This window comes from Labrenzia sp. PHM005, assembly GCF_006517275.1.
Lineage (GTDB): Bacteria > Pseudomonadota > Alphaproteobacteria > Rhizobiales > Stappiaceae > Roseibium.
On record NZ_CP041191.1, the window covers coordinates 632,501 to 654,054 of the forward strand.

Here is a 21,554-nt window from a genome sequence, read left to right on the forward strand (position 1 = left end):
ACGTATGCCCAGTCACCTGCGGCGCATTTAGGAAATACCGCACTGCGCCCATAACATCCCCAGGTCCCAATCCCGGCCCCATGGGTGTCAGGGCCTGGCGGTCGTCAAAATTTTCTTGGGTCTGGTCGCTTGGGAGGATCAGGCCCGGGGCGATCGCGTTCACCCGGATCCCTTTGGGTCCCAGGTCGTAAGCGGCCAACCGGGTTGCTCCTTCTAATGCGTACTTGCCACAGAAATAGCTGAACCGCTCTGGGGCGGCCGACAGCATTTGGGTATCCAGCAAGTTAATGATGGCACCCTTTGACGGTGCAGGATCCTGATTGGCAAAAGCCTGCATAAGAAAGACGGGCGCAGCCGCATTCACGTTCATCAGAAACTGCCAGCTGTCCAAAGTCAGATCCGACAGCTTGTCCGTGTTGAAGGCAGATGCAGAGTTAACCAGAACGGATACCGGCCCTCCTAACGCAGCCGTTGTCTCCGATATCAATGTCCCCGCTATTTCCGGCTGACTCAGATCTTTTTGCAAGAGAATGGCCCGGCCGCCTTGGCTGGTGATCTTGTTGTAAAGATCTTCCGCACCTCCGATAGAAGCGTTGTAATGCAGGCCGACCGCAAATCCATCCTCGGCAAGGCCTTCGGCAATTGCCTTGCCAAGCCGTTTACCAGCACCGGTGACAAGGGCGATTTTCTGATCCGTCATAGTCAATGCTTCCTAGGCTGCTAGAACCCTTTCAATCTTAGGAATAGTCCTGCAAGTTCAAAACCGGCTGGACACGGGGCACTTCGTGGCTGCGCACCAAATTGGCTTTGGACAAAACTGCCAGCGTCGCCGCACTGGTCTGGGCAACACGCACTTCATCGCGAAACAAATAAACATGGCCCGTCAGCTGCACGGTTACCGGCCAGCCGAGTTCGCGCAAGCGGAAGGACTGCAGGATACTGTCGGTCTGATAGCGGATCCGGTCCGGGCCATCCGGCAAGTTCAGCGCAAAACCAAAGCCGGGATCAACCCACAGCCGCTCGATACCGGCGCCCGTTGCCATAGCCACCCGGTCTTTGAAGAACTCCAGCTGATGATCAAAGACCTGATCGACCGGCGGCAAATGATCGCTGGACCGGGCATTGTCGCCGGGCGTGTAACACAGGACCAGGCCAGCTTCATGTTTGGCAATCGCTTGATAAAAACCTGTATCGTCCACACGCCCGGTCAGGTTGACGACACCCGCGCCTGCTTCCAGAAGCGCAATGCCGACTTCGGGATGATAGGTCTCCACCGAAACCAGGATGTTTTCTTCCGAAAGAGCCTTGACGGCAGGCCGCATTCTATCGATTTGCCGCTCGATGGAGACAATGTCTGCGGTTTCGCCCGTGGACTCCGCCCCGATGTCGACCATCGCAGCCCCCTCAAGCGTCATCCGGCGCCCCCTGTAGAGAGCGGCTTCAAGTGTGTGGCAGACGGTTTCCCGGTAGGTGCTGTCTGGAGACAGGTTCAAGACGCCCATCTGGTAGGTTCGGTCTTCAAAGCGCCTCCCGAATTTCGGAAACTCGAAACTGCGGACCGGCGTCTCCAGCGCCTCTCTGTATTTCAGCCAAAGGGGAAGAACGCGGTCTGCAGAAATCATCTAAAACTGTCTCCTAAAAATCTTGGATCAATCCGGCGCATTTGGGCGCACATAGATCAGCGTGCCTTCCGGGCAAGGCTCATCACGAACGGCGGCGGGCAATTTGGATCCCAACTCCGGCAGCGTCTTCAAAAATATCTGGTTTGGTGACTTTCACGATCACCTGTTCCGCGAGAGGGTTCTCGAGGACAAAGGAGGCGACGGCCTCGGCCCATTCTTCCACCAGGTCTATATGCCCACCCGTCGCGGCCTTCTCTTTGATGAAAAAAACCGTATCGGCATAAGACACATAAGACCCCGTCTTGGCGACGATGTCCCGGTAGCCTGGTACGGTTTGAATTTCGACATCAAACCGCAAAGATTGGGTCCGCCCCTTCTCGCTGTCCAACACACCAATTTCGGCCGGAATGTTCAGTCCTTCAATCCGGATTTTGTCCTGACTGTCTTCGACGGTCTTTTGGTTGGATGAAGTGGCTGCGCCCATGATATCTTGGCCTTTGCGATTTGACGTCACACAGGCATGGCGCGTCGATACCACTCCGGTCAAGCTGAGATTTGCTGATTGAACCGCCGTGCGGCGTTCTATTGAGGCCGATCGAGCGCATCAATCGCGCGGGTGACACCGCGCAGTTCTGCCAGCCCCCGCAGCCGGCCGATCGCCGGATAGCCGGGCGTCGAATCTTCTTTCAAATCGCTCAGCATGCGGTGTCCATGATCGGGGCGCATTGGGATCGAAATCTCTGCGTTGCGCTCCAGCCGGCGCAAGGCGCGGATGATCGCCACCATATCAATGTCGCCGTCCAGGTGCGCATCTTCATAAAAGCTGCGTGGATCGGCTTCCCGCTTAGTCGCCCGCAAATGCACAAAATGAATCCGATCGCTGACGGCTTCGATAATTGCCTGTAAATCATTGTCCGGATGAACGCCGAGCGACCCAGCACAGACCGTAAACCCATTTGCCGGCGACGGGTTGAGATCTGCGATCCGGGTCAGGTCCTTTTGTGTGCCGACAATACGCGGCAATCCAAAAAGCGATCTCGGCGGATCGTCCGGATGGATTGCAAGACGGGCACCGGCTTCTTCAGCCGCCGGCACGACAATTTCCAGGAAATTCGCCAGGTTTTGAAAGAGCTGCTCCTGACCAACATCTTTGTAAGCGGCAAGCTGGTCCCGGAATGTGTCGAGCGTATAGCTTTCTTCTGATCCCGGAAGGCCTGCAATAATGTTGCGGACCAATCTTTCCTTCTCTTCCTCAGACCGCTCCGAAAGCCAAACCTCAGCCGCACCAATATCTGCTTGGCTGTAGTCTTTTTCTGCCCCGTCGCGTTTTAAGATAAAGAGATCGAACGCAGCATAGGCTGTAAATTCAAATCTCAGCGCCGTCGCACCACAAGGCAATTCATAGTCGAGATCCGTCCGGGTCCAGTCGAGCACCGGCATGAAGTTGTAACAGATGGTCCGGACATTTTCGCGCGCCAGCGCACGAACGGTTTCGGCCCAATTTTCTGCCCAGCGCTCCCATCCGGGAGCACCCGTCTTTATGTCTTCATGGACCGGGATGCTCTCGCAGACCTGCCAGGTCAGACCTTCCGCCTCAATCATCTGCCGGCGCAGAGCGATTTCTTCTTCCGGCCAGTAGGTGCCATTGGGGATCTGATGCAACGCCGTTACGATACCCGTGGCGCCAGTCTGCCTTACATCGCGCAAAGAAACCGGGTCATCTGGGCCGAACCAGCGCCAACATTCGATCATCGCACCTGTCTTTCTTTTTCTTCTGGGCCAGTCAGCACTGGGTTGTTTTAACTCGATGCCGCAGCAGGCTTGTACAAATATCCATCGAATTCAGGGTCGCCCACATCGGAGAGCTCCAGGAGCGTTTGGCGCACATTTTCAAGGTGCTGCCACATCGCCTTACGGGCCGCTTCCGAATTGCGGTGGCGCAGGGCTTCCAGGATTTCCGCGTGGTCGTCGAGCCATTTTTCCCGATAGCTCAAATCAAATATGCGGTCATGCAAGCGCGCCCACATGGGACTGGTTTCCCGCTTGGTCCAAAGTTCTTCGACCTGCGCCACCAGTGCACTGTTTTGCGTGGCTTCGGCGATTTGGAGGTGAAATTGGCGGTCCGCGGCATAATCTTCTTCGCCATTGTTGATGGCCTTGCGTTCCAACTCCAGTGTTTCGCGCAAGTTGATGATATCGCTCTTTGTAATGGTCTCAGCGGCAAATCCGGCAATTGAACTTTCCAGAAGCTGACGTGCCTGAAGGAGTTCAAACGGTCCAAAGTCCGGCTTCGGATTGTTTAGAGAGATTTTTTCGCCGGCCGCAACATAGCTGCCAGAGCCTTTACGAACATCCAGATATCCCTCGATCTCCAGCATGATGAAGGCTTCGCGCACCAACGACCGGCTGATACCGAGTTCCAGGGAAATCTGCCTCTCGGTTGGAAATTTGTCGCCCGGTTTATAACCTTGGTCTGCAATCCGCTGAACGAGGATCTGGGCGATTTCCTGATACCGGCGTTTTGGCGCGTCGCTGGTCATGAGGCCTTCCTTGTGTTCCCCTGGCCGGCCGCGATTTGACGGTAATAGTCGGCCAGGATGTGGAACGCTTTTTTCTTTGTCTTTTTATCGGCGGCGATAAGCCCCTTGTGATTGTAGCCGTTTTGAAAAATGTTCTGCCGGCGTTCGACGCGGAAATCGTACAAGATCCACGGCGACATACCTTTCACATACGCAAGCTGCCGCAAGGTGGCAATCTGCTTGGTGTAGACTTCCGCCATATAGTCTTCGCTGAAGAGCCCTTTGGTTGGCCCCTTTTCACCGATCACGCCATCAGCCCCGGTTTCGGAAATTACCACTGGCCGGTCCGGATCCGAGTTTTCGCCAATCGCGGCCAGGTCTTCAAAATCTTCTTCGTACCAGCCGTAATATTCATTCAGGCCGATAACATCGATGTGCGCGGCAAGCCGGTCTTCGATCCGGTTTTGCGCGTGATTGACCAGACAGGCGGCCGAAGTCAGCCGGGTCGGATCGAGCCTTTTTGCCGTATCGGCCAGGCCCTTCATAAACTCCAGACGTGCGTCCGTGTCCGGGTTTTCATTGCCGACGGACCAGATCACCACACTTGCCCGGTTCCGGTCGCGTTTGATCAGCTCACAGAGCTGATTTTCAGCGTCCCGGTACGTGGCCGGGTTTTCAAAGTCGATGGCCCAGTAGACAGGGATTTCTTCCCAAAGCAGAAATCCGAGTTCATCGGCGAGTTGGGCCGCCAATTCATGGTGCGGATAATGGGCAAGGCGCAGGTAATTGCAGCCAAGCTCACGGGCATGGTCAAACCGGCGGTGCAGATCCGCTTCGCTGGTGACTTTGCCCAGTACAGCATCGTCTTCGTGAACTGAAATTCCACGCAGAAAGAGCGGTTCGCCGTTGAGGACGATATCGGTACCGCGTCTTTCTATCTGGCGGAAGCCAACCCGGTCGCTGACCTGATCCTCTCCATAGGTGACAGTGACATCGTAAAGCACTGGTGTTTCCGGGCACCACAAGTCAGGCGCAGCGGCAAATTCGATCCGGGCCTTACCGGTTTCATCAAGTAGAACGGCAATGTCGATACCGAGTGACGGGATGTTTAGTTCAACAGCTTCCTCAATCAGAGGACCGTCTATCGTCACTTCGGCACAAAGTTTCGAATATGTGCCATCGGGTACCAAATAGAGGAAAAAATCCTTGATCAGGCTTTTGGGCGTCTGAAAGACAGAGACTTCCCGATACAGACCACCGTAATTGAACCAGTCGGTGTTGCGCATGGGGACCCGGTCTCGGGTCCGGGTGTTGTTGACGCACGCCATTATCCAATTGCGCCCCGGTTTCAGCTTCCCAGTCAGTTCGACGCAGAAGGGCGTTGAGGCACCGTAGTGGTTGCCAACAAATTCCCCGTTTAGGAAAATCTTGCAGTCATAGGCCGCTGCGCCGAAACGAAGAAACGTGCGCTTTGTTTCGGCGATTTCATCGACGTCAAGCGGGCGGGTGTACCAGGTACTGCCTTCAAAGAAATACCACTTCTCTTTCAGCATGGCCCAGTTGGAAGGCACCGGGACGGTGTCACCCATATAAGGGTCATAGTCCCAGGGTTCGGTCCGGTCTTCTGGCGCTTCCGGCAGCATGGCGAACCATTTCTGCCGGAGGCCGGTGTCGAGGAGGTCGACGCAGAAGGTCCACTCTCCATTCAGGCTCTCCGATACCCGGCCACCCATAAATATCAGGCCATCATGATTCAAAGACTGTGTGTTAAAGGGAACGTCATAGTCTTCGTCATGGAGCGCTTGAAGCGCATTGTCGGCCAGTTCAGAGCGTTCGAGCATCGGTTTTTCCCGTTCGTGGATTACTTCGGTGCGATTTCTTTGATGCGCTTGATGAGGTCAGCCACCTTTTCAGATTTCTTTGCAGCTTCCTCGTGCATCGGCAGAACCGCTTCGATGAACGGGCCCTTTTCTACTTCGACGAATTTTACGCCGAGTTCGCTCTTGGCCGTTTCGATGCCTTCAGCAACCATTGCATCCCACTGCTTGCGATGGAAATCCATGGATTCTTTGGCCGCTTTAGTCAAAGCGCCCTTATGCTCATCGCTCAGCTCACCCCAAGATTTGGTCGAAATCATCACAACAGACGGGATCATTGTGTGGCCGTCGTTGGAATAGACCTTGCTGACCTCGCCGTGACGGGCGGACGTCAGAGCCAATGGGTTGTTTTCAGCGCCATCAACAACACCTTGCTGCAGGGCGCTGTAGAGTTCACCCCAGGCGATCGGGGTCGGGTTACCGCCGAGCAACTCAACCATGCGGATCGCGGATGGGCTCGGCTGTACGCGGATCTTCATGCCCTGCAGATCGGCCGGGGAATTGATTTCCTTGTTGGCGTAGAAAGACCGGGCGCCTTCAACGTAGTAGGCAACACCGATGAAGCCCTTGTCTTCGGATGCAGAGAGAATGTCAGCACCGATGTCGCCGCTGAGAACGTCGTAATAGTGATCGTCGTTGACGAAAATATACGGCAGATTCAACGCGCCATAAGATTCTTCAAAAGCTTCCAATTCCGACGCATTGGAGCGCGCCATATCGAGCGCACCATTTTGCATGAGCTCCATGGATTCACGCTGCGTACCCAGCTGCGCATTGGCATAGATGCGGATCTTCAAATCACCACCGGTCATTTCTTCCAGGCGCTCAGCCATGAACTCCATGGACTTGTGCAGCGGATGATCTTCCGGATTGTTGTGATTGAGGCGCAATGTTTTTGCGTGGGCAGCTGAGCCCAGCGCAACGGCACCGACGGCCAAGAGAGCCGCGACCTTGATGAACTTCGACATGAATTCCTCCCAGATGCAGTCCGACCGGGGGGTATTCGCTTCCAATTGGAAGGCCCACGGCCCTGAGTGTCACGGCTGGATGCGCCGTTGAGGCCGAATTGTTCGTCCAATTTTGCAAATCAGTCAACCTTTTTTATAAAATTGGTTGACCAATTTAATTTCATGCCGCAAATGTTAGCGTGCCGAAGTAGCGGTGAAAGACTAAGCCGCACAGGCGCCAATGGGCAGGGAGGATAATCGTGACCGCATTAACCCGGGGAGTGGATTTTGTCCTGCGCCTCGTCATAACAACCGCCTTTGCCATTCTGGTGGTGTGTGTCGTTTGGCAGGTGTTCTCCCGCTATGTTTTGGAAAGCCCGAGCACCGTAACCGACGAAATGGCGCGGTTCCTGTTTATCTGGGTCGCTCTGTTGGGCGGAGCCTATACGCTCGGCCAGCGCCGGCATTTGGCCATCGACCTTCTGCCCGTTGTCACCAAAGGCGCCACCCGAATTGCTGTGAATGCGGGCATTATCGCCGCCATCGCGCTATTCGCGACCCTCATCATGATTTACGGTGGCACCGGATTGGTCAGCCGCACGTTGGAAACCGGCCAGGTGTCTCCGGCCCTACGCATCCCAATGGGCTTCATTTACATCGCGATCCCGTTTTCCGGGATTTGCATCCTCTACTACTGCCTGACCTTCTTTGCCGACCTTCTGCGTGAAGGACGCGGCCCCAATGATCAAGCCGAGACGCCGTCCCGTGGCGGACCGTTAAGCTAGGAGCTTTTCATGGATATCCAAGCTGTTGCGGTCCTGTTCGGGACCTTTGTGCTGCTCATGGTTCTGGGCGTTCCGATCGCCTTTTCCATTGGCCTGTCCGCCTTCGCCACATTCTTATTGTTCATGTCCTTCGACCAGTCGGTCTATATCGTCGCCCAGCAAGTGGCCTCCGGGCTGGACAGTTTCACACTTCTGGCGATTCCCTTCTTCATTCTAGCCGGCAACATCATGAACCGGGGCGGCATCGCGCTCCGCCTGATTGAATTTGCCAAGGTTCTCGGTGGCCGCCTTCCCGGTGCACTCGCTCACTGTAATGTGCTCGCAAATATGATGTTCGGCTCGATTTCCGGGTCTGCTGTGGCTTCGGCGGCGGCAGTCGGTGGTGTCATGTCTCCGCTGCAGAAGAAGGAAGGTTACGATCCGGCCTATAGTGCTGCGGTCAACATCGCCTCCTGCCCGACCGGGCTTTTGATCCCGCCGAGCGCGACCTTCATTGTCTACTCCCTGATCACCAATGGTACGTCGATCGCAGCCCTGTTCGTGGCCGGATATGTGCCTGGCATTCTGATGGGCCTTTGCCTCATGGTCGTGGCCGGCATTATCGCCAAGAAACGCGGCTATCCAATCGCTCCTCGGCCGAGCACGAAGGAAGTCCTCGACAAAACTCTCGGTGCGGTGCTGCCGCTTGGCCTGATCGTCATCGTTATGGGCGGGATTATTGGCGGTATTTTTACCGCAACCGAAGCCTCTGCGGTGGCAGTTGTCTATACTCTGTTTTTGGCCGTGATCTGGTACCGGGAGATCACGTGGCGCCAGCTTCCAAGTATCATCCTGGAGAGCGCGGTGACCACGTCCATCGTGCTTTTGATGATTGGCTGCTCTATCGCCATGTCGAAGGCCATGGCCTTTGCCGATATTCCGTATGCGATTTCAGATATTTTGCTCGGCCTGTCAGACAACCCGCTGGTGCTTTTGCTGATCATCAACATCGCGCTCTTGATCGTCGGCACCTTTATGGACATGACCCCCGCGCTGCTGATCTTTACGCCGATCTTCCTGCCGGTCGTCACAGATCTTGGTATGGATCCGGTGCACTTCGGGGTAATGATGACCTTCAACTTGTGTATCGGCATCTGTACGCCACCTGTGGGATCGGCACTCTTTGTCGGCTGCTCGGTCGGTGGGGTCAAGATCGGCGATGTCATCAAGCCGATGCTTCCCTTCTACGCAGTTCTTGTCGGCCTGCTTTTGGTTGTCACCTATGTGCCTGAAATCAGCCTGTTCCTGCCCCAACTGCTGCTCGGCTATTAGGAGCCCGATTCAGATATGAAAGCTCTGAAAACCTGGGCGCTGACTGAACAGACACCGACCGGTGTCGTTCTTCTGGTCGACGATAAGCATAAATTGGTCATCCGTGTCCTGGAGAACGCTCTTGTCCGTGTTTCGCTTCTCAAGGACGGAGTTCACCGGCTCGACCGGACGTGGGCTGTCGCCCCTGACGGCGACGCTCCCTGGGAAGGGCGCTCCCGGGATGATCTCAGCGGCTTTTCCTGTCCTGAGTTTTCCATTGATCAGCAAGAAAACCGGCTGCAACTCTGGACAGATACGCTTCGCCTAACTGTTGAAACACCCCTGGCTCTAACTTGGGAGTGCAGAGAAAAATCAGACGCCGCGTGGCAGGAAATTACCCGCGACCGGCCGCAGGATGCCTACATGCTCGGCCGGCGGGATCATCGCAAATCCCACTTCATGCGCCGGTTTGATGGCGAGCGCTATTTTGGTCTCGGCGAAAAGTCCGGGTCTTTGGAACGGTCCGGACGGCGCTATGAAATGCGCAATCTCGATGCCATGGGCTACGATGCCCGTACCACGGACCCGCTCTATAAACACGTGCCGTTCACAATTACCGACCGCGGCGCACTCGGCGCCTATGGCCTTTATTACGATACGCTCGCCCATTGCTGGTTCGATCTCGGCAATGAAAAAGACAATTATCACCCGGCCTTCCGCTCGTTCCGGGCCTCAGATGGCGAGCTAGACTATTATTTCTTCTGGGCTCCGTCAGTCCTCGACGTTGTCAAACGCCACCACTCTTTGACCGGCGGCACCGCCTTCATGCCACGCTGGGGGTTTGGTTATTCCGGCTCGACCATGGCCTATACGGATTCAGAAAACGCACAAGAGCGGCTGGAAGAGTTTTTACAAAAACTCTCCGACGAAGACATGCCCTGCGACAGTTTTCAGATGTCGTCGGGCTATACGGCGATCAAAGGCAAACGCTACGTGTTCCATTGGAACACCGACCGCTTTCCCAACATCCCAGCTTTCACCAAGGCGTATCAAGACGCGGACATTCATCTGATCGCAAACATCAAGCCGGTGCTTCTGGACGATCACCCGCTTTATCAAGACGCAGAGACGTCTGGCCTGTTCATCAAAGACAGCGAAACGGGCGCTCCGGAACAATCGCCTTTTTGGGACGGCAGCGGATCGCATCTCGATTTCACCAATCTGGCAACGGTCTCCTGGTGGAAGGCGAACCTTAAAGAGAAACTGTTCGACAAAGGCATTGCCAACACCTGGAACGACAATAACGAATATGAAGTTTGGGACGACGAAGCGGTTTGCGCCGGCTTCGGCAAGGAGATCCCGGTCGGATTGATCCGCCCCTTGCACAGCCAGCTGATGACCCGTGCTTCCTATGATGCGCAGGTTCAGGATCAACCGGACAAGCGGCCATATCTCATTTCCCGTTGTGCAGCTCCAGGAACTCAGCGCTATGCGCAGACCTGGACCGGGGACAATTACACCAGCTGGGAAACTCTGCGCTGGAACATTCCGATGGGCCTCGGGCTCAGCCTTTCCGGCTTTTACAACATCGGCCATGACGTTGGCGGCTTTGCCGGTCCGCGGCCAGAACCGGAACTCTTCCTACGCTGGGTTCAGAACGGGATTTTCCATCCCCGCTTCACCATCCATTCCTGGAATGATGATGGCACCGCCAATGAAGCCTGGATGTACCCGGAAATAACGCCTTTGATCCGTCAGGCTTTGAAATTCCGCGCGCAGCTGATCCCCTATCTCTATACGCTGCTATACCAGTCGGTCACCGACGGTGAACCAATGCTCCGGCCTCTGTGGTTGGACTTTCCGGAAGATCCTTTGGCGCGAACATCCGAGTTCGAATTTCTGCTTGGAAAAGATCTGCTGGTGGCTTCCGTGATCGAGAAAGGTGCGACCACAAGAACAGTGCCCTTGCCCGCATGCCCGGAAGGTTGGTGGGACTTTGACAGAAAATCCTGGTATCCGGGCGGTCAAGAAATCGAAGTTCCCGTCACGCAAGAGAGCATTCCGCTCTTTGTCCGCGGCGGTGCAGTTCTACCGATGGCAGCCCCCAACGCACGCAGTTCAGCCCGGTCTGACACCTACCGCTGCTGGCGCATCTACCCGCAGACAGCCGGCACTGCATCAAGAGAAAGCCTTGCCTATGACGATGACGGTGTCTCCTCGAGCGCTTTGGACATCGACCATTGTCTGACCCATATGACCCTGTCGCATTCCGGCGACTCGGTTATGCTGGATTGGAAGAAGGCTGGTTCCTACCGTCCTGCCTTCGACCAAATTGACCTCTGGCTAGCTGGTTCTGACCAGCTCATTGTCAACGGGTCTCCCGCCGGAACAGAAACACCACTTTCATTCGTTTGAGCATTTGTCATGACCGCAAACATTTCTCGTCCGCCCTATAACCGCGCTTCCTTGAAGGTCCGATTGTTTCATATCGGCTTTGGCGCTTTCGCAAAGGCGCATACCTCAGTCTTTCACGATGAAATGCTACGCCAAACCGGCAGTGATTGGGGCATGGCGGTTGCCCGGCTTAACTCCGGAGAAAGCGGTCTGACAGCCCTCGATGAGGCCGGTCATCTCTTTGCCGTCGGAGAAATGTCGGACGGCGATTTGGATCTTCGTCAGGTTGGTGCAGTAATCAAGACGCTTCACCCGAACCGGGACGGCATTGAAGCACTAATTGCGCAGATCGCAGACCCCGATCTTCAAGTAATCACCCTGACGATTACCGAAAAGGGCTATTGCCTGGCCCGAGAGGTGTTGGACCTTGAAAACCCGGACATTGCGGCAGATTTGGAGAATCCATCTGCTCCAAAATCAGCGATCGGATTGCTGGTCGAAGGGTTGTATCGGCGTAAAGAAGCTGGCTTGCCGGGATTGACGGTCCTGTCTTGCGACAATCTTCCGTCGAACGGCAAGCTCTGCCGGACTGCGGTTTTGGAGTTTGCCGGGCATCGCGATCCAGATCTGAAGACTTGGATCGCAGACACTTGCAGGTTTCCCTGCTCCATGGTCGACCGGATCACACCGGCCATGACCGAAGACTCCTTCAACAAACTTGAAGTGACTTTGGGCGCGCCTGACCCTAACGGCATCCTGTGTGAACCTTTCCGCCAGTGGGTGATCGAAGACAATTTTGCAGGCGCAAAACCGCATTGGGATTTGGCGGGTGCGAGCTTTGTTGACGATGTTGAGCCGTTTGAAGACATCAAACTCCGGATGTTGAACGGCAGTCACTCGTTTCTCGCCTATCTTGGCGCGCTGGCCGGCAAGGAGACGATAGCAGATTGCATGGCGGATCCTGTTTTCAAGAGTGCGGCCCACAAACTGATGATGAGCGAGCAGGCACCATCCCTGACGATCCCGGCAGGGTTCGACATTGAAGATTACGCTGGAATGCTGATTGACCGATACTCCAACCGCGCCCTTCATCACAAAACCACGCAGATCGCAGCGGATGGCAGTCAGAAACTGCCGCAGCGCATCCTGGCTCCAGTTAGGAGCCATCTGGATGCTGGCAGGCCCTGGCCGCTTGCCGCGCTCGCGATCGCCGGATGGATGCACTATTGCCGTGGTGTCTCAGAAGCTGGCACAAAACTTCCGGTCAATGACCCGCATGCAGACCGTGTCGCTGAGCTCGCATCTGGATCCGATGATGACGGCTATGTCTTGAACATGATGCTTCTGGCAGGCATTTTCGGATCTGACCTGCCGGCCAACCCCTCCTTTGTCGGTTTGGTGACCGGTGCCTACGAAACCCTGAAGACTGACGGCGTGAACAAAGCCCTGGCCGCTTGCCTCTAAGGATCTTTTCCAATGACCGCTCCCTTCCTCGGCCCGGATTTTCTGCTTGATACTCCGACTGGCCGTCGGCTGTACGATGAGGTCGCCAAAGATCTGCCGATCGTCGACTTTCATAATCACCTGGATCCAGCAGCCATTGCCGAGAACCGGTCCTGGGAGTCCATTGGTGAGATCTGGCTCGAGGGCGATCACTATAAATGGCGCGCGATGCGCTGGAATGGCATTTCCGAAAGCCTGGTGACGGGCGAAGCGGACTATCATCAGAAATTCAAAGCATTTGCCGAAACAGTCCCCCATTGTCTCGGCAACCCGCTCTACCATTGGACCCATCTGGAACTGCAACGTTATTTCGGCTGGGACGGCATTTTTGGCCCGGACACGGCCGATGAAGTCTGGGAACTCGCCAACGCAAAACTCACCCAGCCAAGCCACAGTGCGCGTGGGTTATTGACTGGAATGAATGTCCAATATGTCGGCACAACAGATGATCCAACCGATACATTGGAGTTTCATTCCGCTGTCCAGGAGGATCCGGATTGCCCGATCCGCATGGCCCCAAGTTTCCGGCCCGATAAGGCATTGGTTCCCACAACGCCGGGGTTTGCCGCCTACTGCCGTCGACTTGGTGAAGCCAGCGGTATTGCTATCGACAGCTATGAGACCCTGATTGCAGCCCTAATAAACCGGCTGGACTTTTTTGTGTCCCTCGGCTGCAAGGCCGCCGACCACGGATTGAACGATCTGCCGGCGTTCGAAAAACGCCCGCCCCGGGAATTGGACATAATCTTGCGCAGCGGGCAGAACGGCTGGCCGATGTCACCGCAAGACGTTGCCGATTTCAAAGCTGCCGTCCTGATCGAACTCGGCGAAGCCTATGCCGAACGTGGCATAGTCATGCAGTATCACGTCGGAGCTCTGCGCAATCAAAACAGCCGACTATACCGGGCTCTAGGGCCTGATGTTGGTGGCGACTGTATGTCAGATGTTGCCATCGGCGCGTCGCTCAATGCGATCCTGGATCAGATCAATTCCCGTAAAGGGCTTCCGCGTACCATTCTTTACGCCCTGAACCCCATTCACAACGAGATGCTGGTAACCATTGCCGGCAACTTCCAGGACGGGTCTGATCCCGGGAAAATCCAGGCTGGTCCGGGCTGGTGGTTCAACGATCAGCTCGACGGTATGGAACGGCAATTGAATCAAGTGGCGCAGATGGGGCTTTTATCCCGCTTCATTGGGATGCTGACCGATTCCCGTTCGTTCCTGTCTTTCCCGCGCCACGAGTACTACCGGCGCCTTGTTTGCCGCATGATCGGTCAATGGGTGGAGGATGGCGCTATTCCCGCAGATCCAAGGCTGAGCGACGGCCTCATCCGCCGCATTTGTTATGAAAACGCCCGGGACTGGTTCCTGCCGGAAAACTGAGACCCATCAGCCGATTTCGGCAGTCGCCTCGATTTCGACCAGCGCTTCATCCTCAATGAGCCCGGCTACCACAACCATGGACATTGCCGGGAAGTGCCGGCCCAGGACTTTGCGGTAGGTCTCGCCGATCTCGCGCTGTCGCGCCAGGTATTCTTTCTTGTCGGTAACAAACCAGGTCAGGCGGACAATATCTTCCGCTGACCCGCCGGCAGCCTCAACAACGCCAAGCACGTTTGTCAGCGCCTGTCCCATCTGGCCGATGAAGTCATGGGTCTCAAAAACCTGATCCTTATTCCAGCCGATCTGACCGCCGATATGCAGTACGCCTTTGCGGCTCAATACGCCATTGGCATAACCCTTTGCCGGGGCCCAACCGTCGGGATGAATAATTTTGTGGCTCATGGTGCGTCTTTCTTTTTTGTCCCGGAAGCAAAGTAAGGTCTTTAGATCCCGAGATATTTTTCTCCGGTCTCAGCATCAAGATCGGCCATTCGGCCCGACCAAACAGTCCGGCCACGTTCCAATATGACGCCCTGATCGGCGACCTGCTGCAGTTCTTTCAAGGACTTGTCGACAAGAAGGATCGACAAACCGCTGCTGTTTTTCAAATGACTGATAGCCGCCCAGATTTCCTGGCGGATGATCGGCGCAAGGCCTTCGGTTGCCTCATCCAGGATCATCAGGATCGGATTGGTCATCAAAGCCCGGCCAATGGCCAGCATCTGCTGCTCTCCGCCCGACAGTGATGCCGCCTTCTGATTCCGCCGTTCCGCGAGACGCGGAAACAGCTCCGCCACCTTGGCGAAGTCCCAAGCTCCGGACCGGGCCGCAGCCATTAGGTTCTCTTCGACTGTCAGGTCGGAAAAACACCGGCGGCCTTCAGGCACGAGGCCAACTCCGAGGCGGGCAACCTTGTGGCTCGGCATCCCGCCGATCACCTTGTCCTTGAACTGGATTTCACCACCTGATGGCAACATGCCGCAGATGGTTTTCACCGTCGTTGACTTGCCCATGCCATTGCGGCCCATCAGTGCTACGACTTCGCCTTGACCAATCGACAGTGAAACATCGAACAAGGCCTGGCTCGGACCATAACTGGCGGTGACATTTTTGAGAGCCAAAAGCGCACTCATGCCTCGTCTCCCAAATAAGCATCACGCACATCTTTGTTGGCGCGGATTTCGTCGACTGTGCCGGTCGCAATCACCTTTCCGTAGACCAGCACGCTGATCCGGTCGGCAAGGGCAAATACGGCATCCATATCGTGTTCCACCAGCAAAATCGGTGCTTGCTGGCGCAATCCGTCCAGGAACTCCGTTAGCCGTTTGGAGCCTTCTGTCCCCAGACCAGCCATAGGCTCGTCCATGACAAAGGCCTTTGGCTTCAACGTCAGCGCAACGGCAACTTCAAGCTGGCGGCGCTGGCCATGACTGAGTTCGGCGGTGCGCGTTTTGGCCTGTTTTTTAAGGCCAACGCGCTCCAGCGCTTCCATCGCCGTATCAAGCAGGTCCTTATCCTTCAGGACCGGTTTGAAGAACCGCCACGGATTTCCCTGTCCGCCCAGCGCGCCGAGGACAGCGTTTTGAAGAACGGTATCTTCCATTGCGAGTGCGGAGATCTGGAAGGTCCGCCCCAGCCCGGCTTGCGCCCGAAGTTCTGTCGGTAGATCGGTAACATCCTTGCCTAGCAGCTTGACGGTTCCGGTATCTGGCCGTAAGCCGCCGCAAATCTGTTTGATTAACGTCGATTTGCCAGCGCCATTCGGACCGATGATTGCGTGGATTTCTCCCGCTCTCAAATCAATGGACACATCATCGCTGGCTTTCAGAGCACCAAAGCTCTTGGAGATACCGTGAGTCGCGAGAATTGCCTCAGTCATGAGCCACCTCCCGGCCAACGAGCATGCCTATGATGCCTCCGCGGGCGAACAGAACCACCAGCAGCAGAAGGATTCCGAGATAGATGTGCCAGAAGTCGGAGAGATCGCCGAGGATATGCTCTAGTGCCACAAAGATCACCGCGCCAACAACCGGGCCATAGAGCCGGGCCACGCCTCCCAGAATGATGAAGATGATGATCTCGCCAGACATCTGCCAGGAGAACATCGTTGGGCTGACAAAGCGGTTGAGGTCGGCAAAGAGCGCTCCCGCCAGTCCTGTGATTGCGCCAGAGAGCACAAAGGCCACCAGCCGCAAACGCATTGGATTGAGCCCAACGGTTTCAACCCGGTCCGGCACCTGCCGCGCCGCGTTGAGCGCCAAGCCAAAGGGCGAGCGCTGCAATTTTGCAGAAAAGAACAGCACCGCGGCCAGGATCACAAAACACAGCCCGTAGAACTGGATCGGCACCAGCGTATTCAAACCCGGAAAGCCGTTGCGGACATAGATCGACAGACCATCCTCGCCGCCATATGCACTCCAGCTGATGGCAAAGAAGAAAAACATCTGCCCAAAAGCCAGCGTGATCATGATGAAATAAACACCGGACGTTCTGAGCGACAATAGGCCGATGAAAAACGCGGCGATTGACGAGAGCACCACCGCCACCAGCCAGATCACCGGCATGGACTTTGTGCCCTCAATGACAAACGGCCATTCCATCACCGGCGTATAGGTCTGCGCATGATGCGCGAGGATGCCCATGGCGTAGCCGCCGATGCCGAAGAACACCGCATGGCCAAGACTGACAAGACCGCCAAAACCAAGCGCAATGTTGAGCCCAACGGCCGCCAGCGCCAGGATGACGGCACGGGTTGCCAGTGTCACGGTGAACGGTTCGCCGGAGAAATGCGCCCAGAGCGGCACAATTGCCAGAGCGGCGAGCGTCACGGAATTGAAGATTGTTTCCCGGGTCATGCGCGCGCTCCGAACAGGCCCGTCGGGCGCAGCACAAGGACTGCGGCCATAAGGATGTAAATAGCCATGGACGCAATTGAAGATCCGATCGACGTCGCGGCGGCCGGGCTGACGAAGAGTTTCATGAGTTCCGGCAGGAAGATGCCGCCAAGGGTGTCGGTGAGGCCAACCAGGATTGCGCCAATGAGCGCTCCCTTGATCGACCCGATACCGCCAATGACGATGACAACGAAGGCAAGGATCAGAACAGGTTCGCCCATGCCGACTTGAACAGACTGGATTGCCCCAACAAGCGCCCCAGCCAAACCGGCCAAAGCAGCCCCAAGCGCAAAGACGATGGTGTAGAGCTTGGCAATGTCGACACCGAGCGCCGCGATCATTTCACGGTCGTTTTCCCCGGCGCGGATTTGGATACCCAGCCGAGTGCGGGAAATCAGGAGGAACAGGCCCGCTGCCACCAGAAGTCCGACAATGATCAACGCCAAACGGTAGAGCGGGTATTCAATGCCGCCTGGCAAGGTCACCGGCCCGGCCAGCGCTGGCGGAATGTCAAGAAAGAGCGGGAAGGATCCGAACACCCATCTTGTGCCTTCGGAAAAGATCAGGATCAGGGCAAATGTCGCCAGCACTTGATCCAGGTGATCCTTGGCATAAAGCCTCCGGATGACAACAAGTTCGACCAAGGCGCCGGCAAGAGCCGCACCGGCCAAGGCTGCGATCAATCCAAAGAAGAACGATCCGGTCGCGCCGGCAACAGCGGCTGCGCAGAACGCTCCAACCATATAGAGCGACCCATGGGCCAAGTTGATCAGCCCCATCACCCCGAATATCAGCGTCAGACCCGCGGCCATCAGGAACAACATGATCCCGAATTGAAGGCCGTTCAAAATCTGCTCGATGAGCAAAATAAAAGTCATGCAATCCCACCCGAAAGCTGACCCCGGTTCTAGAACCGAGGCCAAACAACACCTTACATATTACAGTCGGACCAATAAGCGTCTGAATGGCTGTTCAGAGCCTTGCCGATGATCTTGTTGGTGAAGACATCACCCTCTTTGATGACTTCCCGTACGTAGATATCCTGAATCGGATGGTTGTTGGGACCGAATTTGAATTCACCACGTGTGCTTTTGAAATCGGCGTCCTGAAGAGCGGCCCGGAACGCGTCTGCATCCTTCACATCGGCTTTTGCGATGGCGGACAGGAGCAGGTTAGCCGTGTCAAAGCCTTGTGAGGCATAGAGCGACGGCAAACGGCCGTATTCTGCCTGGAAGCTCTCTACAAAGGCATTGTTGACCGGTGTGTTGATGTCCTTGGACCACTGGCTGGTGTTGCGCACGCCAAGCGCCGCGTCGCCAACGGCCTGCAGAATGCCCTGATCAAACGAGAAAGCCGGACCGACAACCGGCAGATCAATCCCGCTGCCTGCATATTGCTTCAGGAAGGAAATTCCCATGCCGCCAGGCAGGAAGAAATAGACGCTGTCTGCGCCGGAAGCCCGGATTTGTGCCAGCTCAGCGGCATAATCCGTCTGGCCTAGCTTGGTGTAGATCTCGCCAGCAAGGTCCCCTTTATAGAGGCGTTTGTAACCAGTGAGCGCGTCTTTCCCGGCCGGATAGTTCGGTGCGAGAATGAAGCTGTTCTTGTAGCCTTCGACATTGGCAAAGGCACCGGCTGCTTCATGCAGGTTGTCATTCTGCCAGGCGACGTTGAAATAGTTTGGGTGACAGCCCTTACCCGCCAGTATGGATGGGCCAGCGTTCGGCGACAGGTAGAACTTACCCTGAGCTGTTACAGATGGGATCACGGCCATAGCAAGGTTCGACCAGATGATGCCGGTCAGGACATCAACCTTCTCGGACTGCACCAGTTTGTCGGCAAGCTGAACAGCGATGTCCGGTTTGCGCTGATCATCCTCGATGACCACTTCCAGATTATCGTTGCCGGACTGTTTGACCGCCAGCATGAAGCCGTCACGCACATCAATGCCAAGGCCGGCACCACCGCCGGACAAAGTAGTGATCATGCCAACTTTTACCGGTTCGGCTGCGAGCGGCGCTGCGCCAAGTGCCAGCGCGGCAACGGCCGCGAGCAAAATCTGTTTCATATCGGTCCTCCTAAACTACTGATCTGCTGTTCCCAATTCCGTCCGGGTATGGCGCCTTGTTTTTCCGCCTATAACCGATGGGCCATGCTTGTCCGTCTTCTGCAGGGCCCACTTGCAGAAGTATTTATCTGGTTAGTTGAGATCGTCCCGAAGCCGGAACCGCTGCACTTTGCCAGTCGCGGTTTTTGGCAAGGTTTCCGCGAAGATGATCGACCGTGGATATTTGAACGGCGCGATCACTGCCTTCACATGATCCTGCAAGACCTTGACCAGCGAGTCCGATGGTTCTGTGCCTTCAACCAACACGATATGCGCTTGAACGATCGACCCGCGCTCGGGGTTTGGCACACCGATGACGGCGCATTCCAGAACACTTTCGTGGGACAGAAGGGCCGCTTCCACCTCCGGACCGGCGATGTTGTAACCGGAGGAAATGATCATATCGTCGTTGCGCGCGGCAAAATGCAGATGGCCGTCTTCGCTCATGGAAAAACTGTCGCCCGTGATGTTCCAGCCATCGACGACATAGTCCTTTTGCCGTTCGTCTGCGAGATACCGGCATCCGGTCGGGCCACGCACGGCCAGACGTCCAACATCTCCCGGCGCCACCGGTTTTCCGTCCTGACCAACGATCTTGACCTCATAGCCCGAGACCGGTTTGCCGGTACAGGCCGGTTTGTGGTCATCAAACCGGTTAGAGACGAAGATATGCAGCATCTCGGTAGCACCAATGCCGTCGAGCATCGGTTTGCCGGTTTTTTCAATCCAGGCATCATAAACAGGCGACGGCAAGGTTTCACCGGCTGAGACAGCAGCCCGCAAGGAGGACAGATCCGCCCCTTCTTCCATCGCCTGCAACATCACCCGATAGGCGGTTGGCGCTGTGAAGCAAACCGTCGCCTTATAGGTCTGAATGATCTCAATCATATTGGGCGGCGACGCGTTTTCCAGCAAGGTCGCCGCCGCACCAAACCGCAGCGGGAACACTGCCAATCCACCAAGCCCAAAGGTAAAGGCAAGCGGCGGCGAGCCGACAAAGACATCGTCTGGCGTCACGCCCAGCACTTCCTTGGCATAACCATCGGCGATAATCAGAATATCCCGGTGAAAGTGCATGGTCGCCTTGGGCGAACCGGTGGAGCCAGAGGTGAAACCAAGCAGGGCAACATCGTCCCGGCCCGTTTGGACGGACTCAAACAATACGGACTTGGTCAGCGCGAGACGGTCCAGTTCAGCATCGTGATTGGACGTGCCATCAAAGCCAATAACCTTCTTCAGGTACGATGAGGTCTTGGCACAGGCGACCATCTCATCCATCAACCGGGTGTCGCACAGCGCGAATTCGATTTCCGCCTTATCGACGATCTTGCCCAGTTCACCGGCCCGCAACATGGGCATGGTGTTGACCACGACAGCACCGGCCTTGGTCGCCGCCAACCAGCAGGCGACCATTGCCGGATTATTGGCCGACCGGATCAGCACCCGATTGCCCGGTTTGACGCCCAAGTCTTCGACCAGCGCATGCGCCAGGCGGTTGGTCCAGTCGGAGAGTTCCTTGTAGGTCCGGCGGCGGCCATTACCAATTAGGGCCGTATGGTCGCCAAAACCTTTCTCAACCATCTTGTCGGTGAGTTCCACGCCGACGTTGATATGCTCGGGATAGTCGAACCCCTCCAGCAGAAAATCCGGCCATTGGTCTTCTGGTGGAAGATTGTCGCGGGCAAATGTATCGACATGGGCCGAGGGCGATAGTCCGCTAGCCATGGTCGGTCTCCTTATCCGGCGCGAAGCGCCTTAGTCGTTGGCTTCCGGCGGCAGGAAGTCCACATCATGTTCTGCAGAAACACGAACCACGGCTTCGACGTCGGTCATGTCATGCAATTCGTCAAAAAGTTCCTTGAGTTTGCCGGCTGGGGACACCCAGAAAAGCGCTCGGCAAGGTTTGTCCGACTTGTTGAAATATCCATGCGGAATGCCCTTGGGCATACGGACGAGGTCGCCAGCCTTTGCCTTCACCCAATTGCCATCAAGTTTCAGGTCCAACTCACCTTCTTGCACCAGAATGAACTCGTCCTGTGTCGGATGGATGTGCACCGGAACAAATTGGCCGGGCTCGGAATTCGTCTCAAAAGCAAACGTCGTTTCGCACCAGGCTTTCGGATAATAGGTTTGTCCGAGGATATTCAGCTTAACACCGTCAAACCCTTCACCGTTTGGCGTGATGCCACCTTCCAGTTCTTTAGACATGCTCATCCCTCCCTGTTGAATT

The 21,554-nt window shown here is 56.0% G+C and carries 20 protein-coding genes (1 of these 20 cut by a window edge); 5 read left to right on the top strand and 15 right to left on the bottom strand.

The window, feature by feature from the left end:
- The 7 genes from FJ695_RS02930 to FJ695_RS02960 all read right to left on the bottom strand — a co-directional run.
- Positions 1-700, bottom strand: partial view of an SDR family oxidoreductase gene (locus FJ695_RS02930; RefSeq protein WP_141184040.1) — the 5' portion only. 56 nt of this gene lie to the left of the window's left edge; 700 of the gene's 756 nt are visible here — the first part of the coding sequence; it begins with the start codon at positions 698-700; the stop codon falls past the left edge of the window.
- 37 nt (positions 701-737) lie between these two features.
- Positions 738-1,622, bottom strand: coding sequence for a dihydropteroate synthase (locus FJ695_RS02935; protein WP_141184041.1), 885 nt, complete (start codon positions 1,620-1,622; stop codon positions 738-740).
- Positions 1,623-1,704: 82 nt separating this feature from the next.
- Positions 1,705-2,106, bottom strand: a complete 402-nt coding sequence (locus tag FJ695_RS02940; RefSeq protein WP_141184042.1) for a dihydroneopterin aldolase — start codon at positions 2,104-2,106, stop codon at positions 1,705-1,707.
- Between the two features lie 98 nt (positions 2,107-2,204).
- On the bottom strand, positions 2,205-3,374 hold the full coding sequence (uxuA, locus tag FJ695_RS02945; RefSeq protein ID WP_141184043.1) for a mannonate dehydratase: 1,170 nt from the start codon (positions 3,372-3,374) through the stop codon (positions 2,205-2,207).
- Between the two features lie 47 nt (positions 3,375-3,421).
- The gene (locus tag FJ695_RS02950) at positions 3,422-4,162 is read right to left on the bottom strand and encodes an FCD domain-containing protein (protein ID WP_141184044.1); all 741 of its coding nucleotides are present in this window, start codon (positions 4,160-4,162) and stop codon (positions 3,422-3,424) included.
- On the bottom strand, positions 4,159-5,982 hold the full coding sequence (locus FJ695_RS02955; RefSeq protein ID WP_141184045.1) for a glycoside hydrolase family 2 protein: 1,824 nt from the start codon (positions 5,980-5,982) through the stop codon (positions 4,159-4,161). Before FJ695_RS02955 ends, FJ695_RS02950 begins: the two co-directional genes overlap by 4 nt.
- Positions 5,983-6,002: 20 nt before the next feature.
- Entirely contained in the window at positions 6,003-6,986 is a 984-nt protein-coding gene (locus FJ695_RS02960) for a TRAP transporter substrate-binding protein (protein ID WP_141184046.1), read from the bottom strand.
- A 239-nt stretch (positions 6,987-7,225) separates the two neighbouring features.
- Here FJ695_RS02960 and FJ695_RS02965 point away from each other — a divergent pair, with 239 nt between their 5' ends.
- Genes FJ695_RS02965 through uxaC form a run of 5 tightly spaced genes read left to right on the top strand, consistent with a single transcriptional unit; the run spans position 7,226 to position 14,323 of the window.
- Complete coding sequence (locus tag FJ695_RS02965) at positions 7,226-7,750, top strand: TRAP transporter small permease (protein WP_141184047.1); 525 nt, start codon at positions 7,226-7,228, stop codon at positions 7,748-7,750.
- Positions 7,751-7,759: 9 nt separating this feature from the next.
- Positions 7,760-9,061, top strand: a complete 1,302-nt coding sequence (locus tag FJ695_RS02970) for a TRAP transporter large permease (protein WP_141184048.1) — start codon at positions 7,760-7,762, stop codon at positions 9,059-9,061.
- Positions 9,062-9,076: 15 nt separating this feature from the next.
- Positions 9,077-11,455 carry a TIM-barrel domain-containing protein gene (locus FJ695_RS02975; RefSeq protein ID WP_141184049.1) on the top strand — a complete coding sequence of 793 codons (2,379 nt, stop codon included), beginning with the start codon at positions 9,077-9,079 and terminating at the stop codon, positions 11,453-11,455.
- Between the two features lie 9 nt (positions 11,456-11,464).
- Positions 11,465-12,898, top strand: a complete 1,434-nt coding sequence (locus tag FJ695_RS02980) for a mannitol dehydrogenase family protein (RefSeq protein WP_141184050.1) — start codon at positions 11,465-11,467, stop codon at positions 12,896-12,898.
- 12 nt (positions 12,899-12,910) lie between these two features.
- Complete coding sequence (gene uxaC / locus FJ695_RS02985) at positions 12,911-14,323, top strand: glucuronate isomerase (RefSeq protein WP_141184051.1); 1,413 nt, start codon at positions 12,911-12,913, stop codon at positions 14,321-14,323.
- A 6-nt stretch (positions 14,324-14,329) separates the two neighbouring features.
- Here the strand turns inward: uxaC and FJ695_RS02990 are convergent, their stop codons facing one another.
- The 8 genes from FJ695_RS02990 to FJ695_RS03025 all read right to left on the bottom strand — a co-directional run bounded on the left by FJ695_RS02990 (position 14,330) and on the right by FJ695_RS03025 (position 21,532).
- Complete coding sequence (locus FJ695_RS02990; protein WP_141184052.1) at positions 14,330-14,725, bottom strand: RidA family protein; 396 nt, start codon at positions 14,723-14,725, stop codon at positions 14,330-14,332.
- A 41-nt stretch (positions 14,726-14,766) separates the two neighbouring features.
- Positions 14,767-15,456, bottom strand: a complete 690-nt coding sequence (locus FJ695_RS02995; protein WP_141184053.1) for an ABC transporter ATP-binding protein — start codon at positions 15,454-15,456, stop codon at positions 14,767-14,769.
- Positions 15,453-16,202, bottom strand: a complete 750-nt coding sequence (locus FJ695_RS03000; protein ID WP_141184054.1) for an ABC transporter ATP-binding protein — start codon at positions 16,200-16,202, stop codon at positions 15,453-15,455. Before FJ695_RS03000 ends, FJ695_RS02995 begins: the two co-directional genes overlap by 4 nt.
- Positions 16,195-17,178: a branched-chain amino acid ABC transporter permease gene (locus FJ695_RS03005; protein ID WP_141184055.1), complete on the bottom strand. Its 984-nt coding sequence runs from the start codon at positions 17,176-17,178 to the stop codon at positions 16,195-16,197. The genes FJ695_RS03000 and FJ695_RS03005 overlap by 8 nt, the downstream gene beginning before the upstream one ends.
- Entirely contained in the window at positions 17,175-18,095 is a 921-nt protein-coding gene (locus FJ695_RS03010) for a branched-chain amino acid ABC transporter permease (protein WP_141184056.1), read from the bottom strand. Before FJ695_RS03010 ends, FJ695_RS03005 begins: the two co-directional genes overlap by 4 nt.
- Before the next feature lie 53 nt (positions 18,096-18,148).
- Entirely contained in the window at positions 18,149-19,285 is a 1,137-nt protein-coding gene (locus FJ695_RS03015) for an ABC transporter substrate-binding protein (RefSeq protein WP_141184057.1), read from the bottom strand.
- Positions 19,286-19,417: 132 nt separating this feature from the next.
- Positions 19,418-21,049 (bottom strand): AMP-binding protein, encoded by a 1,632-nt coding sequence (locus FJ695_RS03020; protein ID WP_141184058.1) that lies wholly within the window; start codon positions 21,047-21,049, stop codon positions 19,418-19,420.
- A 30-nt stretch (positions 21,050-21,079) separates the two neighbouring features.
- Positions 21,080-21,532 (bottom strand): cupin domain-containing protein, encoded by a 453-nt coding sequence (locus FJ695_RS03025; RefSeq protein WP_141184059.1) that lies wholly within the window; start codon positions 21,530-21,532, stop codon positions 21,080-21,082.
- Positions 21,533-21,554 lie beyond the last annotated feature (22 nt).

Excerpts from the sequence above, each read along its gene's own strand:
- FJ695_RS02935 (WP_141184041.1), bottom strand. The coding sequence starts at position 1,622 with ATGATTTCTGCAGACCGCGTTCTTCCCCTTTGGCTGAAATACAGAGAG.
- FJ695_RS02940 (WP_141184042.1), bottom strand. The coding sequence starts at position 2,106 with ATGGGCGCAGCCACTTCATCCAACCAAAAGACCGTCGAAGACAGTCAG.
- uxuA (WP_141184043.1), bottom strand. The coding sequence starts at position 3,374 with ATGATCGAATGTTGGCGCTGGTTCGGCCCAGATGACCCGGTTTCTTTG.
- FJ695_RS02950 (WP_141184044.1), bottom strand. The coding sequence starts at position 4,162 with ATGACCAGCGACGCGCCAAAACGCCGGTATCAGGAAATCGCCCAGATC.
- FJ695_RS02955 (WP_141184045.1), bottom strand. The coding sequence starts at position 5,982 with ATGCTCGAACGCTCTGAACTGGCCGACAATGCGCTTCAAGCGCTCCAT.
- FJ695_RS02960 (WP_141184046.1), bottom strand. The coding sequence starts at position 6,986 with ATGTCGAAGTTCATCAAGGTCGCGGCTCTCTTGGCCGTCGGTGCCGTT.
- FJ695_RS02970 (WP_141184048.1), top strand. The coding sequence starts at position 7,760 with ATGGATATCCAAGCTGTTGCGGTCCTGTTCGGGACCTTTGTGCTGCTC.
- FJ695_RS02975 (WP_141184049.1), top strand. The coding sequence starts at position 9,077 with ATGAAAGCTCTGAAAACCTGGGCGCTGACTGAACAGACACCGACCGGT.
- FJ695_RS02980 (WP_141184050.1), top strand. The coding sequence starts at position 11,465 with ATGACCGCAAACATTTCTCGTCCGCCCTATAACCGCGCTTCCTTGAAG.
- uxaC (WP_141184051.1), top strand. The coding sequence starts at position 12,911 with ATGACCGCTCCCTTCCTCGGCCCGGATTTTCTGCTTGATACTCCGACT.
- FJ695_RS02990 (WP_141184052.1), bottom strand. The coding sequence starts at position 14,725 with ATGAGCCACAAAATTATTCATCCCGACGGTTGGGCCCCGGCAAAGGGT.
- FJ695_RS02995 (WP_141184053.1), bottom strand. The coding sequence starts at position 15,456 with ATGAGTGCGCTTTTGGCTCTCAAAAATGTCACCGCCAGTTATGGTCCG.
- FJ695_RS03000 (WP_141184054.1), bottom strand. The coding sequence starts at position 16,202 with ATGACTGAGGCAATTCTCGCGACTCACGGTATCTCCAAGAGCTTTGGT.
- FJ695_RS03005 (WP_141184055.1), bottom strand. The coding sequence starts at position 17,178 with ATGACCCGGGAAACAATCTTCAATTCCGTGACGCTCGCCGCTCTGGCA.
- FJ695_RS03010 (WP_141184056.1), bottom strand. The coding sequence starts at position 18,095 with ATGACTTTTATTTTGCTCATCGAGCAGATTTTGAACGGCCTTCAATTC.
- FJ695_RS03015 (WP_141184057.1), bottom strand. The coding sequence starts at position 19,285 with ATGAAACAGATTTTGCTCGCGGCCGTTGCCGCGCTGGCACTTGGCGCA.
- FJ695_RS03020 (WP_141184058.1), bottom strand. The coding sequence starts at position 21,049 with ATGGCTAGCGGACTATCGCCCTCGGCCCATGTCGATACATTTGCCCGC.
- FJ695_RS03025 (WP_141184059.1), bottom strand. The coding sequence starts at position 21,532 with ATGTCTAAAGAACTGGAAGGTGGCATCACGCCAAACGGTGAAGGGTTT.